Annotated in this window: 14 protein-coding genes; 12 read left to right on the top strand and 2 right to left on the bottom strand. The window is 41.0% G+C overall.

The window, feature by feature from the left end; all coding sequences use genetic code 11:
* Nucleotides 1-124 precede the first annotated feature (124 nt).
* The 12 genes from B7P33_RS11515 to B7P33_RS11460 all read left to right on the top strand — a co-directional run bounded on the left by B7P33_RS11515 (nt 125) and on the right by B7P33_RS11460 (nt 14,491).
* Nucleotides 125-3,772: a DUF4175 family protein gene (locus B7P33_RS11515; RefSeq protein WP_097442110.1), complete on the top strand. Its 3,648-nt coding sequence runs from the start codon at nt 125-127 to the stop codon at nt 3,770-3,772.
* Nucleotides 3,747-4,166, top strand: a complete 420-nt coding sequence (gene ybeY, locus B7P33_RS11510; protein WP_097442109.1) for an rRNA maturation RNase YbeY — start codon at nt 3,747-3,749, stop codon at nt 4,164-4,166. Before B7P33_RS11515 ends, ybeY begins: the two co-directional genes overlap by 26 nt.
* A gap of 4 nt (nt 4,167-4,170) precedes the next feature.
* The gene (mnmG, locus tag B7P33_RS11505; RefSeq protein ID WP_097442108.1) at nt 4,171-6,039 is read left to right on the top strand and encodes a tRNA uridine-5-carboxymethylaminomethyl(34) synthesis enzyme MnmG; all 1,869 of its coding nucleotides are present in this window, start codon (nt 4,171-4,173) and stop codon (nt 6,037-6,039) included.
* Nucleotides 6,040-7,071: 1,032 nt separating this feature from the next.
* Nucleotides 7,072-7,611, top strand: coding sequence for a hypothetical protein (locus B7P33_RS11500; protein ID WP_141402460.1), 540 nt, complete (start codon nt 7,072-7,074; stop codon nt 7,609-7,611).
* Nucleotides 7,589-8,419, top strand: a complete 831-nt coding sequence (locus B7P33_RS11495) for a class I SAM-dependent methyltransferase (protein WP_097442106.1) — start codon at nt 7,589-7,591, stop codon at nt 8,417-8,419. Before B7P33_RS11500 ends, B7P33_RS11495 begins: the two co-directional genes overlap by 23 nt.
* 391 nt (nt 8,420-8,810) lie before the next feature.
* A complete protein-coding gene (locus tag B7P33_RS11490; protein ID WP_097442105.1) occupies nt 8,811-9,317 on the top strand; it encodes an OmpH/Skp family outer membrane protein in 507 nt (168 codons plus the stop codon).
* Nucleotides 9,318-9,509: 192 nt separating this feature from the next.
* Nucleotides 9,510-11,387, top strand: coding sequence for a glycoside hydrolase family 97 protein (locus tag B7P33_RS11485; RefSeq protein WP_097442104.1), 1,878 nt, complete (start codon nt 9,510-9,512; stop codon nt 11,385-11,387).
* A gap of 227 nt (nt 11,388-11,614) precedes the next feature.
* Nucleotides 11,615-11,923: a hypothetical protein gene (locus B7P33_RS11480; protein WP_097442103.1), complete on the top strand. Its 309-nt coding sequence runs from the start codon at nt 11,615-11,617 to the stop codon at nt 11,921-11,923.
* Nucleotides 11,924-12,116: 193 nt separating this feature from the next.
* A complete protein-coding gene (locus tag B7P33_RS11475) occupies nt 12,117-12,491 on the top strand; it encodes a BlaI/MecI/CopY family transcriptional regulator (RefSeq protein ID WP_097442102.1) in 375 nt (124 codons plus the stop codon).
* Nucleotides 12,488-13,366 carry a M56 family metallopeptidase gene (locus tag B7P33_RS11470; RefSeq protein ID WP_097442101.1) on the top strand — a complete coding sequence of 293 codons (879 nt, stop codon included), beginning with the start codon at nt 12,488-12,490 and terminating at the stop codon, nt 13,364-13,366. The genes B7P33_RS11475 and B7P33_RS11470 overlap by 4 nt, the downstream gene beginning before the upstream one ends.
* Nucleotides 13,367-13,400: 34 nt before the next feature.
* Nucleotides 13,401-13,889, top strand: a complete 489-nt coding sequence (locus B7P33_RS11465) for a hypothetical protein (protein ID WP_141402459.1) — start codon at nt 13,401-13,403, stop codon at nt 13,887-13,889.
* Nucleotides 13,890-14,074: 185 nt separating this feature from the next.
* Nucleotides 14,075-14,491 carry a hypothetical protein gene (locus tag B7P33_RS11460; RefSeq protein WP_097442099.1) on the top strand — a complete coding sequence of 139 codons (417 nt, stop codon included), beginning with the start codon at nt 14,075-14,077 and terminating at the stop codon, nt 14,489-14,491.
* Nucleotides 14,492-14,777: 286 nt separating this feature from the next.
* Here the strand turns inward: B7P33_RS11460 and B7P33_RS11455 are convergent, their stop codons facing one another.
* Both B7P33_RS11455 and B7P33_RS11450 read right to left on the bottom strand, forming a co-directional pair.
* Nucleotides 14,778-15,176: a DoxX family protein gene (locus B7P33_RS11455; protein ID WP_097442098.1), complete on the bottom strand. Its 399-nt coding sequence runs from the start codon at nt 15,174-15,176 to the stop codon at nt 14,778-14,780.
* A gap of 11 nt (nt 15,177-15,187) precedes the next feature.
* Nucleotides 15,188-16,336 (bottom strand): DNA polymerase III subunit, encoded by a 1,149-nt coding sequence (locus tag B7P33_RS11450; RefSeq protein WP_097442097.1) that lies wholly within the window; start codon nt 16,334-16,336, stop codon nt 15,188-15,190.
* Between the last annotated feature and the right edge of the window lie 166 nt (nt 16,337-16,502).

Raw genomic sequence — 16,502 nt, 5'->3', positions numbered from 1 at the left:
ATATGTCTTGTCATATTTAATTTAAGTGGTAATTACTTCGCCTTTTTGATCGTTTTCATCCTAGTTTAACAGATTTTAGATCTACTGTCTTACATTTCGTACTATCTTGGGTTAAAAGTGTGTTATGGAGGCCTATAAGGGTATACTTGATAAATTGCATGGATTTGTAACGAAGTATTATCGTGTACGGCTATTAAAGGGTGTTATCTGGTTCGGATTACTCTTTTTGTTGTTGTGGCTTATTTTGTCGTTGCTAGAAAGTTGGTTATGGGCAAGTAGTACCGTGCGGTTGGTGTTCTTGTCTGCTTTTGTCATTGGGGGAATCTTCTTGTTTGTGCGGTTCATCATCTTTCCCGTCTTGTACCTATTCAAATGGCGAAAGGGTATAGATTTGGAAGAGGCCGCCCGTATCGTTGGCCAACATTTTCCTGAAATTTCCGATGGACTTTTAAACTTTGTGCAGTTTGTAAATGCGCCGCATAAAAGTGAATTATTGGCTGCCAGTATAAAGCAGCGTTCAGAACATTTAGCACCTTTTAGATTTACCAAAGCCATAAGTACAAAATCTTATTTAGGGCGATTACGTTATGCATGGATCTTGTTTGCTGTCTTACTTGTATTGGGAGTAATTGGCATATTACGACCCTTGTTCGATGGTTCTACTAGGATTGCAAATTACGACCTGGCCTATGCTCCACCAGCTCCCTTCGATTTTGAGTTATTAAATGAAAATCTTCAGGTTTTGGATGATACCGAAGTGGTGCTTCAGTTACAATTGAATGGTACTTCTCAGCCTGAAGATGTATTTCTGAATTGGGATGGGAACCTAAATTTAATGGATGCCAAAAATGGTGTTTTTCAGTATACCTTACGGTTACCGTTACATTCAGGAACATTTTATTTCGAGGCTAACGGTTTTCGCTCCAAAGAATATAATTTGGAGGTGTTGCATACCCCGACTATAGGTAGGTTACAGGTAGACATATCTTACCCGGAATATTTAAATAAATTAAAGGAGCATTTTTATAATACGGGTAATTTAAGAGTTCCCGAAGGGAGTACTATTTCATGGTCGGTTAATGGTATGGCCTCAGATTCCCTACATTTTTTACAAGATAGTTTACGGCTGCCTTTTACTTTTAAAAACAAGGCCTTTTTTAGATCTGATACTGTTTTTAATAGCTATGACTATACAATAGAGTCTTCCAATGCACACGTAAAACAATATGAGAAACTAGTGTATGCAGTAGAGGTAATCAAAGATGGGTACCCGACCATTCAGGTCAATCAATTGTTAGATTCCATAACCATGAACGAGGCGTATTATGAAGGTCAGGTTACCGATGATTATGGTATCAAAAAAGTGCTTATACGTTACCGTGAGTTTCAGTCGGGTCAGCCATTTTCTAAGTTAGATTTGGTTACGGGGTTGGGTACGGTGGGTACTTTTTATTACACCTTCCCATCTGGAATAGCTTTTGAAACTGGCAAAAAGTATGAGTATTATTTCGAAGTAATTGATAATGATGGTATTAGAGGGGGTAAATCATCAAAAAGTAATGTTTTCGTATATGGAGTAAGGACAGATAAAGAGTTGATAAACAATAACATAGATAAACAAGGACAATTACTGGAACAATGGGATCAGTTACAAGAACAGTGGCAAGATAAGAATCAATTGTTGGATCAGTTATTGGACGAACAGCGGCAAGAAACGGAGTTGGATTATAAGAAAAGGGAGGCGGTCAATCAGGCATTAGATCAGTTGCATAGTAAAGAAAAGTTATTGGAGAAATTGAGCTATCAGTTAAGGGAATTACTTAATGAAGTCGAACAAAAAGAAGTTACCGATGAATTGCTTAAAGAGCGATTAAGCCGTCAGGAGGCAGAGGCTAAAAAGAACCAGGAACTGTTAAAGCAGTTAGATTCCCTGACCCAAAAGATGAGTAAGGAAGAGTTGGGCAGGGAGTTAGAACAATTGGGTAAGGAACAGCAAAAAAGAAGTAGGGGGTTAGAACAGTTGTTGGAGCTTACCAAAAAGTTTTATGTAGTGGAAAAGGCCAATCTGATAATTCGTGATTTGGAAGAGTTGTCCCATAAGCAAGATTCTTTGGCTAACTCAAATTTTGGAAGGATTGATAGTCAAGAAAAGTTGAATGAGGATTTTAAGGACGTTCAGCGCGATTTAAAGGAATTGGACAGGATGAATCAAGGAATGCGAAAGCCAATGCCTTTAGACACTGGGAAAAACCTTCAAAAAGCCATAGAACAACATCAGGAAGCGGCAACTAAAGAAATAAATAAAGGGACCGAAACTAATAAAGCTAGTCAGCAGCAAAAGCAAGCTGCTCAAAAGATGAAGAAATTGGCCCAGCAAATGACTTCCGATCAACAAAAGGGTAGTGGGGGTGGAGGCCCGGCCGAAGATGCTGAAATGTTACGACGTGTGTTGGAAAATCTGATTATAATCTCTGACAGGCAAGAAGGACTGATTGATTTGTATAGTGAGTACAATGAAAATGGGTTCGAACTTTCTAGTACAATTAGAAACCAAAAAGAATTGCAAGGATTGTTCAGGCATGTAGACGATAGTCTTTTCGTCTTGTCATTACGGCAGCCGATGATTTCCGAGGTTATCAATAATGAGATATCAGAAGTGAACTATAATTTTGATAAGAGCCTACAATACTTTGCCGATAATCAATTATATCAGGCTGGAGCCTCCCAACAAAGGGCGTTGACCTCGTTGAACACAATGGCGGATTTTTTGGCCAACAGTCTCGATAATATGCAGGAAAGTATGAGTAAGAGTGGCGAGGGGGAAGGTTCTCCTAAGGGTTTCCAATTACCCGATATTATCAGTAGCCAAGAGGAACTGCAAAAGAAGATGGAGCAGTTAATGCAACAACAGGATCAATCCGGTAAGGAAGGTCAACAAAGTCAATCCAAGGGTCAGGAAAGTAAAGAGGGTCAAGAGGGTCAAGAAGGCGAACAGGGTCAACAAGGTCAGGAAGGACAACAAGGTCAGGAAGGACAACAAGGTCAGGAAGGACAACAAGGGCAACAAGGGCAACAGGGTCAACAGAGTCAGCAAGGCCAGCAAGGTCAGCAAGGTCAACAAGGTCAACAGGGTCAACAGGGTCAACAGGGTCAGCATGGTCGGCAGGGTCAGCATGGTCGGCAGGGTCAGCATGGTCAGCAGAGACAACAAGGCAAAGGAAAAGGGCATGGATATCAAAATGGAAAAGGCCAGCTTGGTAATAAAGGAGATGGTTTACATTCGGGAGAAACTTTAAAACAAGGTGATACGAAGGCCCCTTTGGGGTACGGTGATTCCGAGGAAAGTTTAGAAGAACTCTATGAGATCTATAAGGAACAAGGCCGTATTCGTAAGCATTTGGAAGATCAGTTAGAGAATATGATTCGTATCTCAGATAAGAATGCAGCCAAGGCGCTTATCCGGCAGATGGAACAGACGGAAGAACAGTTATTGAATGAAGGTATTAGTAGAAATAGCACCACAAAGGTAAGCCGGATAAAGAATCAAATGTTACGTTTTAAAGATGCGGCTTTAGAACAAGATAAAAAGAAAGAGCGCAAGGGTACTACCAATACTAAAGACTATAGTAACCCGATTACTACCAAACCTAAATCTTTGCAGGAAACAGAGCGTATCGAAACCTTAAACAAGAAGGTATTACCTTTGCAGCGATTTTATAAAGGTAAAGTAAAGGCGTATTTAAAGGATGATACATTATCACCATCAAACTGAGTTTCTACTATCAGATCAGGGTTTATACTCTAATTGGTTACAAGCCGTAATACAAAAAGAAGGAAAAGTATTAGGGGAATTGAATTTCATTTTTTTATCAGATGAGGCCTTACTTCAAATGAATAAGGAATACTTGAACCACGATTATTTTACTGATATAATTACGTTTGATTATTGTGATGGCGATTTGGTTTCTGGCGACTTATTTATTTCTGTTGATAGGGTAGCGGACAACGCCAAAAAATACCACTCTGAATTTTTAGAGGAATTAAAGCGAGTCATGGTACATGGGGTATTGCACCTAATAGGCTATGGTGATAAGCATGAAGATGATCAATTAATCATGCGTCATAAAGAGGATTTGTACATCAAAATGTTCCACGTGGAACACTGATTTTATGTTTAAAGATATATACGATGTAGTGGTAGTAGGTGGTGGTCATGCAGGTGCTGAAGCTGCAGCTGCAGCTGCCAATATGGGTTCCAAAACCTTATTGGTTACCATGAACCTACAAACTATTGGACAAATGTCCTGCAATCCTGCTATGGGTGGAATAGCTAAGGGACAAATTGTTCGTGAAATAGATGCCTTGGGGGGTCAATCTGGTATTATTGCCGATTTGTCAGCCATACAGTTTAAGATGCTCAATAAATCCAAAGGCCCGGCTATGTGGAGTCCGAGAGCCCAGAACGACCGTATGCGGTTTGCTGAGGAGTGGCGTAAGGCTTTAGAATCGATACCGAATCTCGATTTTTATCAAGGCATGGTTTCTGGATTATTAATGCAGGGTGAAACCGTTTGTGGCGTTCGAACTTCTCTTGGAATAGAGGTAAAGTCTAGGGCTGTAATTCTTACCAATGGCACCTTTTTAAATGGTCTTATCCATATTGGTGAAAAGCAATTCGGTGGGGGTAGAGCAGGGGAGAAGGCGGCCACGGGCATTACCGAGCAGTTGGTAGATTTAGGGTTTAGCAGTGGGCGTATGAAAACTGGCACTCCACCAAGGGTAGATGCCCGCTCGTTGGATTTTTCTAAGATGATTCCCCAACCAGGTGATGCTATTCCCCAGAAATTCTCCTATACCAATACCCCAAAATTAAATACGCAACGTGATTGCCATATGACCTATACTTCACCCGAAGTACATGATTTGTTACGAGAAGGATTTGATAGATCACCGATGTTCAACGGGCGTATTCAAAGTATAGGTCCGCGTTATTGTCCATCAATTGAAGATAAAATAAATCGTTTTTCCGATAAGGACAGACATCAAATTTTTGTTGAACCTGAAGGCTGGGATACCGTTGAAATTTATGTTAATGGTTTTAGTACTTCTTTACCTGAAGATGTACAGGCGAATGCCCTTCGTTCGGTTGCAGGTTTTGAGAACGTAAAATTCTTTAGACCTGGTTATGCCATAGAATACGATTATTTTCCGCCAACACAGTTAAAACATACCTTAGAAACCAAAACCATAGGCAATTTATATTTTGCCGGACAAATAAATGGTACGACTGGTTATGAGGAAGCCGCTTCACAAGGGTTATTGGCCGGAATTAATGCCCATTTGAAATTAAACGAACAAAATGCATTAATTTTAACTCGAGATGAAGCCTATATTGGTGTTTTGATTGACGATTTAATCACAAAAGGTACAGAGGAACCCTATCGTATGTTTACTTCTCGTGCAGAGTACCGTACTTTATTACGACAAGACAATGCCGATTTACGTTTAACACCAAAAGGGCATGAAATTGGCTTGGCGTCTGATGAAAGGTTGGACCGAATGAACGAAAAGGAACAAAAATCGAATCATTTTGTAACTTTTTTCAAAAAAACTTCCGTTTCTCCAGAAGAATTAAATCCAGTTTTGGAAAAAGTTGGTAGTACTTTGGTTAAACAAAGCGATAAAATGTTCAAACCATTTTCACGTCCTAAAGTATCTATGGACTTAATGCGTGAAATTGATTCGGTTGAAGCATATATCAGTTTGAACAATTTGGATGAAGAAATTCTCGAACAAACCGAAATTCAAGTTAAATACGCAGGTTATATAGAAAAGGAAAAAGCCAACGCAGATAAATTGCATCGTTTAGAGGGTGTTCGTATTCCTGATTACTTTGATTATGACAAATTAAAATCTCTTTCTTTTGAAGCACGGGAAAAATTGAAAGAAATAAAACCAACAACCATTAGTCAAGCTTCTAGAATTAGTGGTGTTTCTCCATCGGATATATCTGTTTTACTGGTTCATTTAGGTAGATAGTTACTTAAATTTTCAATTGTACATAAAAATGTTCCACGTGGAACATTAATATAAAGTCCCCTTATGGTACTATTCCGTAAGGGTTTTTTTGTGGTTTTAATTCAGTAGTAAAACAAATGATACTAACCATGATTTGACAACAACCTAATAGTGTGTTATGGGCCTGGCATATATTATTAATCTGAAATGGGATCATTGGTATATTATTGTGGGTGTGTCTACTTACCCGTATAATACGGTTAACCGTTACTTTCTTATTGTAAATATTTAGGTTGAAAGCTTAAGATGTTATTTTTAGCAGGACCCAGTTACCAATGTGCAAGCTTGTATTTGATTTCTTTTCAACGAGCTTCCATATCTAGGTAGATTATGGATAACCATGTTGCTGTCAGTTCTGGATTCTTCTATATAGATTACCCAAACTTAAATACCACTTATTTAGCCGTAATAAGCTTGTATGTTTTGCATTTTGGTATGGCCGTATTATAGGTCAGAACGGAATTGTTTAATTAGGGGGTAACTCTATCGGCATAGCTTAAAGCATACGAATGATTCTCTTCTATATTTTGTACCTGTAAATGGGATCATTGGTATATTAATCCTACTAAAGTAAAAGTGCTAACAAAGTGTAAACTTATAATTCTTGGCTCTACATGGTTTGAATGTAACCCGTGCAATCTAGTTTGTAGCCTTATTTGATTTAATTGTTTACTGAATTAAGTTAATGGTATAAAAGCATTGTCACCTTGAGCGCCGTCTAAGGGCATTTAATGACGCTATTCTTAATTGGGCTTTAACCGCTTACCTTTCGGAAGACAAGATGTTCTAACAGACAATTTATATTAAGGTCGATGACTTTAATGAATGTCTATTACTCAAAAATGGGATCTTTGGTATATTATTTCTTCATGTTTGAATAGTGCGTTTCTTGTCCAGTAGGAGAAGGTATTGACCATGGTTGTTGGTAGCCTTTCCATCTTAATAGAGTATTGTGGCTTGGTTCTTGATTCTAGTTTCTAAACCATTCCTGAAATGAAACCACTGCTGTACTTTGTGCTCCTATGTTTCTGTAGTTCTTGTATTCCGCTTCGTATTGCTCCAACTATAGATGACCATAAGGTGGTTACCGGTAAAAAGTTTAAAAATCATTTGCCGAAGGACCAATTGTTCATTTTTAGCGACCCGAAAGAGGCGGAGGCCTTTTACAAATTCGTGGACCGTAAGTTTGATGGAAAGGGGGAAATGTTGGATACCGATATTGGTTTTGATCTGAATAATGAACACTTTTACCTCACTTTTTACGAAGTAGAAATCCCGACGAAATTTGTAAACGTAGGGACCATATTCGTAGATCTTGCCCTGTCGAGTACCGATATAGGACCTATTTTTGAAGATCAATATTCGAGCCGAAAAGGACATTGGTATATTGCCATTGGTGTAGATCACGACCGTTATGGCGATTGTTTATCGACCACCTCGCCTTATAGGGAAATTGTATTGGCGTATCTTCGTGACCTAAAACAGGAATACATCAGTGCACAGCAATACCATGACGCCCTTTTTAAAATGTAAAGACCATACCCTTACCCAAGAAGTATTCGAACTGCATCAGGCGGCCGAAGGCGATATGTTGGTTACCCATCCGGTTCCTGATAATTTGGCCAAATACTACGAGAGTACCGATTATATTTCCCATACCGATGCGAAAAGTTCCGCGTTCGATTGGGTGTACCAATGGGTGAAATCGTATAACCTAAAACGCAAAGAACGTTTATTAAGCCGTGTACTAAGCGGAGATAAAAAGTTACTCGATATTGGTGCCGGAACGGGCGACTTTTTACTGCATTGCAAAAAACAATCTTGGCAGGTAAGTGGGGTAGAGCCCAATGACTCGGCCCGTGCTTTGGCTCAAAAGAAAGGTATCGCCTTACACGAAGATCTAGCAACGGTTTCCACCGAAAAATTCCATGCGATTACTTTATGGCATGTCTTAGAACATCTGCCCGATTTGTATAAGGATATTGTCCGTATACATGACCTACTCGAAACTGATGGGGTATTAGTGGTGGCCGTCCCCAACTATAAAGCCTACGATGCGGAGAAATATGGAGCGTATTGGGCGGCCTATGATGTACCTCGACACCTGTGGCATTTTTCCCAAGCAGCCATAAAACGGATTTTTGAATCCCAAGGTTTCCGGCTTTTGGAAACCAAACCTATGCCTTTCGATGCCTATTATGTGTCGCTTTTATCCGAAAAATATAAAACCGGCAAACAGCGTTGGTGGGCCGCTTTTCGTTCGGGTTGGACCTCCAATGCCAAAGCCAAACGATCCGGTGAGTATTCTTCTTTGATCTACATCCTCCAAAAAGCAAAATAATCGTTTAGCTTGCCGCTCTAAGCGTGTTTTGATTTAGGTGGTATATTGCCTTCTGTTTTTATGAAACGCCGTTAAATGCGCTTAAAACATGCCGTTTTCAATGTGTTTTACTTATGTTAATTCGTAAAACCAATTGGTTTTTTCTATGATTGAAAAATCATTTACTTTCTTGTGGTTTCTGATTCATAATGGCCTTAAGGGGCTAATTATTTGTCCAGGCTCAAATTTTTGGGAATAGGGATGGTTCGGCATTGGCAAGGCCGGTGTCCTTATCAAGTATAAGTGCCAAAATATCCTTCCAATAAAAACTTTTCTATTTTTGCCACGATCAGTACACAAACTAATAATGTATCCACTTGCTTATAAGGTAGTGTGATTTAAAAAACTTCAGATGAAAAAAGTATTCGGAATCTTAGCCCTATTGGCCATCGTTGCCTGCAACCAAGATAAAATAGGTTATGTAGACAATGTAAAGATGATGGAGGCCTATCAGGAAAAAATCGATGTAGAGGCGAAGTACCAAGCCAAATTGGATAAGATCAGAAAGAAGGGCGACAGTCTCTCACAGGCTTTTCAATTAGAATTGCAGATGTTGCAGACCAAGGTGCAGAATATGTCGCAGAAAAAGGCCCAAGAAGAATACCAGTTGTTACAGCAACGTGGTCAGACTGTTGGCCAGCAATTACAACAAGAGGAACAAGCTGCCCAAATGGAAGGTCAGGCGGCCATGGATAGCTTGATCAAAAAAGTAAAAGGAGAGATTTCGGAATATGGTAAGGCCAACGGCTATACGTATATTTTAGGTGGTGGCGAAGGCGGATCCGTTTTATACGGTGACGAAACCAAAAACCTAACCGATGCCCTTGTTAAAGTTTTGAACGACAAGTACAAGCAATAGTAGTCCCTAAATGACAACTATGCCAAAGGCCACCCATTCGGTGGCCTTTTCTCATTTTTGAGCCTTTTCATTGCCCAACTAGGGCTGTTGCTTTCTTAACAGAATGATGCGCTAATGTCAGTAATTTGCTTACCTACCACACATGGGCTTTAGCTACCTTTAAATTAACTTGCCTTGCTTAAATAATAACCCATGCGTAACACCATTGCCTTAGTATTTCTTGCTTGCATCAGTTTTTCTTGTTCAGATTCTGTGGTAGATCTTAAAGCCCCGGATGGCCGATTACAAATCGAAATCCAGCCGCAGGCCGACCGTTTTCAATACCGAATTCTAAAGGACGGTCAATTGCTATTAGATACGGCTTATATCGATTTGGGTCAAGGTACTATGGAAGTAGTAGGTAAACCCATTACAAGGTCAAAAGACACGGTTTGGGAACCCGTATGGGGCCAAGCTTCGCGAATTCGGGATTATTATAATGAAATCGGTTGGCCCATTCGTTCGTCTCGTTTTAATGGCTATTTATGGATCCGGGCATACGACCAAGGTGTGGCCATGCGTTACGAGGGTAGTGCAGGCGACACGCTTTTGTTCAAAACCACTTATGCTATAGATCAGGCCTGGGAGCTTTATGCCCCGAATGGCGAGCGTGAACCCTTAGGGCCTTTGTCGCTAGCCGAAATGCAACAAGAGGCCCGTGCCAAGTCGAAGGGTATAAAAGTACCTTTGGTAGCCACGAATCCTAAAAAGGGAGCCCTGGCATTTTTAGAATCGGATTTGTATTCCGCTACCGCTACCCAAGCTTTGGCGATCCGCCCTACAAATGGGGCAACTTTTGTCGGGGAAAATCGGATAGTACCCCAAAACGATACTTTGGTAACCCCATGGCGGTTGATCTTGGTTGGTGATGACCTGGCCGATTTACCTACCAATACAGTGGCCTTGAACGTGGCGAGTCCGCCCGAAAATGAAGACTTTGCATGGGTTAAGCCAGGCCTAACCCTTTGGGATTGGCGGGTACATGGGTATACGACTGAAGACGGGCATGAATATGGCATTGATAATAGCAGTTACGAGCGATTTATCGATTTTGCGGCACAGCACGAACTGCCTTATTTTATGATCGATGCGAACTGGTTTACCAAAACCCACCCCGGCCGTTTTGAGGTAAATCCGAACCTGGATCTTGCCAAAACCTTGGCCTATGCCCAAGAAAAAGGGGTAGAGATCATACTGTATTACGACCGTCACAAGGGCGATTACGGAGACGATAAACTTTTCACCTATTATGCCGATAGCTTAGGGGTCAAAGGCATTAAATATGGTTTTATGAGCACCGATGTAGCCTTTACCAAATCGGCCATTCGTAAAACGGCCGAAGAAGGCCTTCTTATCGATTTTCACGATGGTCCGTTACCCATTACCGGGGTAGAACGTACTTTGCCCAATGCCATTACCCGCGAATATTGCCATGCCCAACAAGACAGTCGTAGGGCCTTTACGCCAGAGAGCTTTATAAAAATGGCATTGATCAATGCCATTACCGGTCCTTTGGATATGAACAATGGGAATTTTGACTTGGGTGGCATCAATGCCGGTATCCGTAAAAAAGGACCTAAGAAAAAGAACAGTTACCGTTCCACCGTAGTATCTGAAACTGCGCGAACACTAATCATTCACAGTGGTTTGGTCTGTATACCCGATGCCCCAGAGGCCTATGCCGCCAAAGCCGATCTGTTCAAATTTATAAAGTCAATGCCGGTAGGCCAATGGGACGAAAGCCACATTCTGGAGGCCGAAATCGGAAAACAGATTACCACCGCTAGGAGGCATGGTACCGATTGGTATGTTGGAACCGTATCGGCGGGTAAAGCACGCCAATGGGAACTAAATCTCGATTTCTTGGAACCCGGAGCTACGTACGAGGCTTGGTTGTATGAAGATACCCAAGCCACTGACACCGACCCTGAAGCCTACCGTATCCGGAAAGTCCCGGTTAAAAAAGACGATACCCTTTCGATTTATTTGGCAACTGATGGCGGCAATGCGATTCGATTGATAAAAAATTGAAGCACAGCCTACCGGTAGGGAACGCCATGCCTAAAGATCACTAATTAGAGGTATAGGCTAGGGCAGCTAAACCTATGTCATGTGTTTTCTGTGGTAACAACAATAGTTAGATAGCGCTAATTGTAAATTTTAGATTAAGTAAATCCTAAGAAACTGGTATGTAGTGTTTTGGCTGTTGTGTCGAGTTTTAAAAAACAGAACTTTGCGCTTTCAACTAAACAAACGACATGGAAAATTCGCTGCAATTACCAACCTCGACCAACCCTACTTCTTCCGAAATCGATTTTTTGGGTAAAACCTCTAAACCTCTGAACGATTGTACGGTCATTTTATTAAAGATAATCGCCTTGGCTTCTACTACGGTCCTTGTGGTCGTATTGGGCGTGCCTGTTCTAGTGGGAATATTGGGTTTCCTTAGCACCACTATCGTCATGCTCTATTGGCATATGTTGGCCTGGAACGGTTTGGAAGTCGATTTTGATGAACCCGATAACGTTGAATTGATTTTACAGGATTTAAAACATACAAATCATTAATTGGCCAGTTATATTAGATAACATAGATACGGGCAGTATGTAGACAACTAGGTTATAGTTAATGCTGTCGATTTTAAAACACTTAAACCTACGAAAGCCCCATTTCCGAACAACGTCAAAATCATGTTAAAACGTGTTCTATTCTTGTAGAACAAATTTTTTGTTCTAGATTTGTAGAACAAAATTGATTGGTATGATACCCTTGACGCCCTCAGAAGAAAAACTAATGCAACTTTTATGGCATCGTAAAAAGGCCTTATTAAAAGACTTAATGGCCGATTTTCCTGAGCCCAAGCCTGCCAAGACCACATTGGCTACACTTTTAAAACGCCTAATAGATAAGAATGCCGTTGCCTATACGACCCAAGGTAGTGCTCGTTCGTATTACCCATTGGTAAGTAAATCTGATTACTCCAAAAGTTCGGTAAGTAATTTGGTAAGTAGGTTTTTTAATGGCTCCATGGCCCAATTGGCCTCCTACTGTACGGCACAAGATCAACTTTCTACAGACGAGTTGGAACAGCTCAAAGAAATCATTGACATCCAACTGAAAAGGAAGGAATCATGATGGTAATTGTCTTTAAATCAGTACTTCTTTTTGCGCTGTTGTTCGGGCTATATTTACTCGTGCTGTCCCGTTTGAAAATGCCAGCTTTCAATCGCTATTTTTTGTTGTGCATTCCCATTTTATCCCTGTCTATTCCCTTTATCCCACTCGTTGGATTCGATCAAGTAAAAATTGACTTGGAATTACATAATCTAATAGGTTTAGAACCAATAGGTATCCGTACAATACTTCTCATTATTTATATAATAGTAACCTCCTTGTTTATCGGCCGATTTGTACATCAGTTATTTATATTGATCAGGCAACTCAGACAAAATGAAAAAATAAAAAGTGCTAAAACCACAATCGTATTATTGAACGAACCCGTGGTACCGCATACCTTTTTCCGTTGGATTTTTGTATATGCTCCCGACTATAAAAACAATAATATTGATCCTATTCTATTTACCCACGAAAAGGCGCACGTGAACCAATACCACAGTTTGGATGTCATCTTTGCCCAATGGGTCAAGATATTATTTTGGTTTAACCCGGTCGTGTTCGCCTGGTATAACCAATTACGTTTGAACCATGAGTATCTGGCGGATGCCGTAGTTATTGAAAACCATGGAAAAATCGATCAGTATCAAAGGCTACTCCTTCATCTAGTAGACCCGAAACCAAGGTTGGCCTTGGTAAGTTCAAGTACTTTCTCCCGAACACGTACCCGTTTTATTATGATGGGAAAACAACCCCGAAAACCACTGCAGAATTTGGTAAAATTAACTTTGGTTCCACTTTTTGTATTACTCTTATTCTTGTTTTCTAACCCCAATTCTTCATCAGAACATAGCAATGGGGAGCATGGTCGTGAACACCATTTGCATTCAAAATAATAAATCACCTATAGTTTAATTTAATTCATTTATTATGAGATTTTTACCAAGGAAATCCCTTCTTGGAAAGGGACTGTTTTTGCCTTTTTTAATGGGCATTGTTTTAAGCTTCGGCCCAATACAGGCCCAAGAACATAGTGGTTCACACGAACATGGGGCATCAGGGAACAACGAACATCGTCGTGATAAGGGCGAAGCCCGTGAAGGCGAAGAGGAAAAAGCCGAACTGTCCAAAACAGCAGTCTACGATGTAACCAAAAAAGGTTTAAGACTGTATTTGGCATACAATGTCACCACCAATGCCTTTGAGGGGTATCTGGAAAATATGGGTACAAAGGCCATCAAAAAGGCTAGGGTAGAGGTTCATTTGGATAATGGTATCGAGTTAGGGCCCACACCAAGCCATAATCTATCGCCCAAACAAAAACTACCTGTTAACCTTAAGGCAAGCCGAAAACCATTTAAACTTTGGAGCGCCCATGCCGAGCAAGGGTCCAATGAGCATGCACATACACATGGGTAAACCGCATTGATAATCCAACCGAGTCGCTCTTCCTCGGTTTTCGATGTATGTTCCCTATGGGGCCTTGTATCAAAAGCAAGTATCGATTTAACAATTAATGACACCACCCAAAACTTGATGCCGACCGGCTAGAACGTATTGTTAATTTTTAATCTATTGTTATGAGAAATTTTATGTCAAAACCTATGCTTTTACTTTTTATGACCTTGGGTCTGATCGGATGCAGTAAGGATTCCGGTGAGGGCCCTGAAGGAATGGAAGGAAACGGAGGGGAAGAAGGAAGCGAAACCGGTGTGCTTTGGAATATTGATCAAGATGCTGATGAAACCCTTAACGGATTACGATTACAAATTCGTTGGGATGCAGCAAGTAGTTCATTTACCGGAACACTGACCAATACCAATACAACGACCATGCCGGCAACTCGTTTCGAAGTCCATGTTTTCGATGCCAACAACAAGAGTACGGAATACGGACCCTCACCGTCCGTAGATATGGCGCCTAGTACAACACGTAATATTAGTTTACAATTACCCACAAATGTTCAGTTTGTAAAATATAATATGCATCCGGAATTTGGCAGTGCAGGAAATGGGGGATAAGAGAAAACATATAATCCTTATCTATTTTTAGTTCTGATGAGACCGGATGCACCCGGTCTCATCTTGTTCTGCAGGTGAACCGAATTATGGAGCCAAATTTTGAAGGTCGCTGTTAAACCATTTGAAATGTGTATAATCTTTCAAGACGACACCTGGAATCAGATAATTCTAAAGGTACCCTTTTGAATTGGCAACCGAATGGGTTACGATTTGTTTAATGATATTCCACGCCCAAATCGTACTTAATTTGTGCCTAGTCCTGTTCGATATGCTGGATTGCTAATATTTATGTATTCAATAAATACAACAAAAAAACCGATGGAATAAAATAAACCGCAATGGTTTTGGCGCCTTCATAATCTTTGGCCATACGTTGTCCGAAAAGCAACATTAAGAGAATGATACAACTTAAAACGGCCGCATAAAAAGCAATGGTCGTACTGCCCGAAAAGCCCATTTGGAAAATGCCGATGGCACATAGGGCTCCGGCTATCATTTCAGTGATCAAAATAATGGATAAGAGTAGGGGGACACTATTTTTAAAGGGTGTTTTGGCGAAGTGCTCCTTTAGCCAACCCACATTCCCTTTCCAATCCAGAATTTTATCCATGCCGCTTTGCAGATAGGTTATCAACAAGAACAAAAGCAGAAAGATTTCCGTAATGAAATGGGTAAAATGCATCATGGTCAGTAGTTTTAAGCCGCTCTACGATGTAGTAGTCGGGTAAGTTTAATAGATAGATCGGTAAATACGATTTTGGCGTTGCCGTTACGTTCTATATGGTAACGGGCGTCTTCCAATTCCTTTACGATATCCTCAATATTATTTTCATGCACAAAGGGCGCGAATTTGGCCAAATCAAAGCCATCGACATGAATACGCATAAAAGCCAGTTCTTGTAAATTGTAATTGATCAAGAGGGCCTGTCTAAAGATAGCTAGGCAGTAGTTTAGGTAGTTTTTTTGAACCTCCCTTCCGGTTTTGGCCACCTCTTCGGCCCATTTTACGATATCGTGAATGGCGGTTTTGTTGCCTTTGGCCTTAAAAGCCGAACGTACCCAATGCACGAACCATTTTTCGAAGACCAATTCTTCCGAGTCTTGGTTCATCAAATCCAGAGCCTTATTGAAATTCCCTTGGGCCTCGTGGGCAATGGCTGTGGCCTTATCGTTATCGAGACCTTTTTGTAAAAGGGCGGCGACTACCGCATCTTCTCCAATGGGTGGTACATGTAAGGTTTGGCAACGTGACAAGATGGTTTGAATGATCTGCTCCTCGTTTTGGGCCAACAACAGCAAAATAGTATCCTTGGGAGGCTCTTCTATAAGTTTAAGCAGCTTATTGGCCGCGGCGGTATTCATTTTTTCGGCCATCCATATGATTAGGATTTTATACCCCCCTTCATACGATTTCAAAGCCAATTTTTTTACAATGGCCTGGGCCTCGTCTACCCCAATCTGTCCCTGCTTTTTTTCGATACCAATGGCTTGGTACCAATCGAAAAGGTTGGCATAAGGCGTGGCCTGCACAAAATCGCGCCAATCGGAAAGATAGTCGTCACTTACGGCATGCGATTTTACCTTGGGTCCGTTCGCTACCGGATATGCGAAATGCAGGTCGGGATGGCTAAGGGTACGGCATTTTTGGCGACAAGCCTCTTGCGAAGCCGCATCTTGGGGCGCTTTTTTACATAGTAGGTACTCGGCATAAGCCAAGGCCATTGGTAATAAGCCACAACCTTCGGGCCCCACGAACAGCTGTGCATGGGCAATACGCCCGGCATCGGCACTAAATACCAAATGGTTTTTAATGTGTTGCTGTCCCAGTATACCTTCAAACGCCATGGGTCAAAAGTACCCAATTTTTTTTATCCCTTTCCTAAGAAACAAGGGTACCTAACAAAAGTGTTTAAATACTAAATCTATCTAAGAAATTTAAAGAGCATATTTGATTTTTGCCCCCTCTCCATTGCCTGTCCCGCAGAATGGCGGGAGGTGAGGCTTGGGGTGA

Origin of the sequence: Sediminicola luteus (assembly GCF_002514735.1) — a bacterium.
GTDB lineage: Bacteria > Bacteroidota > Bacteroidia > Flavobacteriales > Flavobacteriaceae > HQA918.
This window is presented reverse-complemented; position numbering and strand designations above follow the sequence as displayed.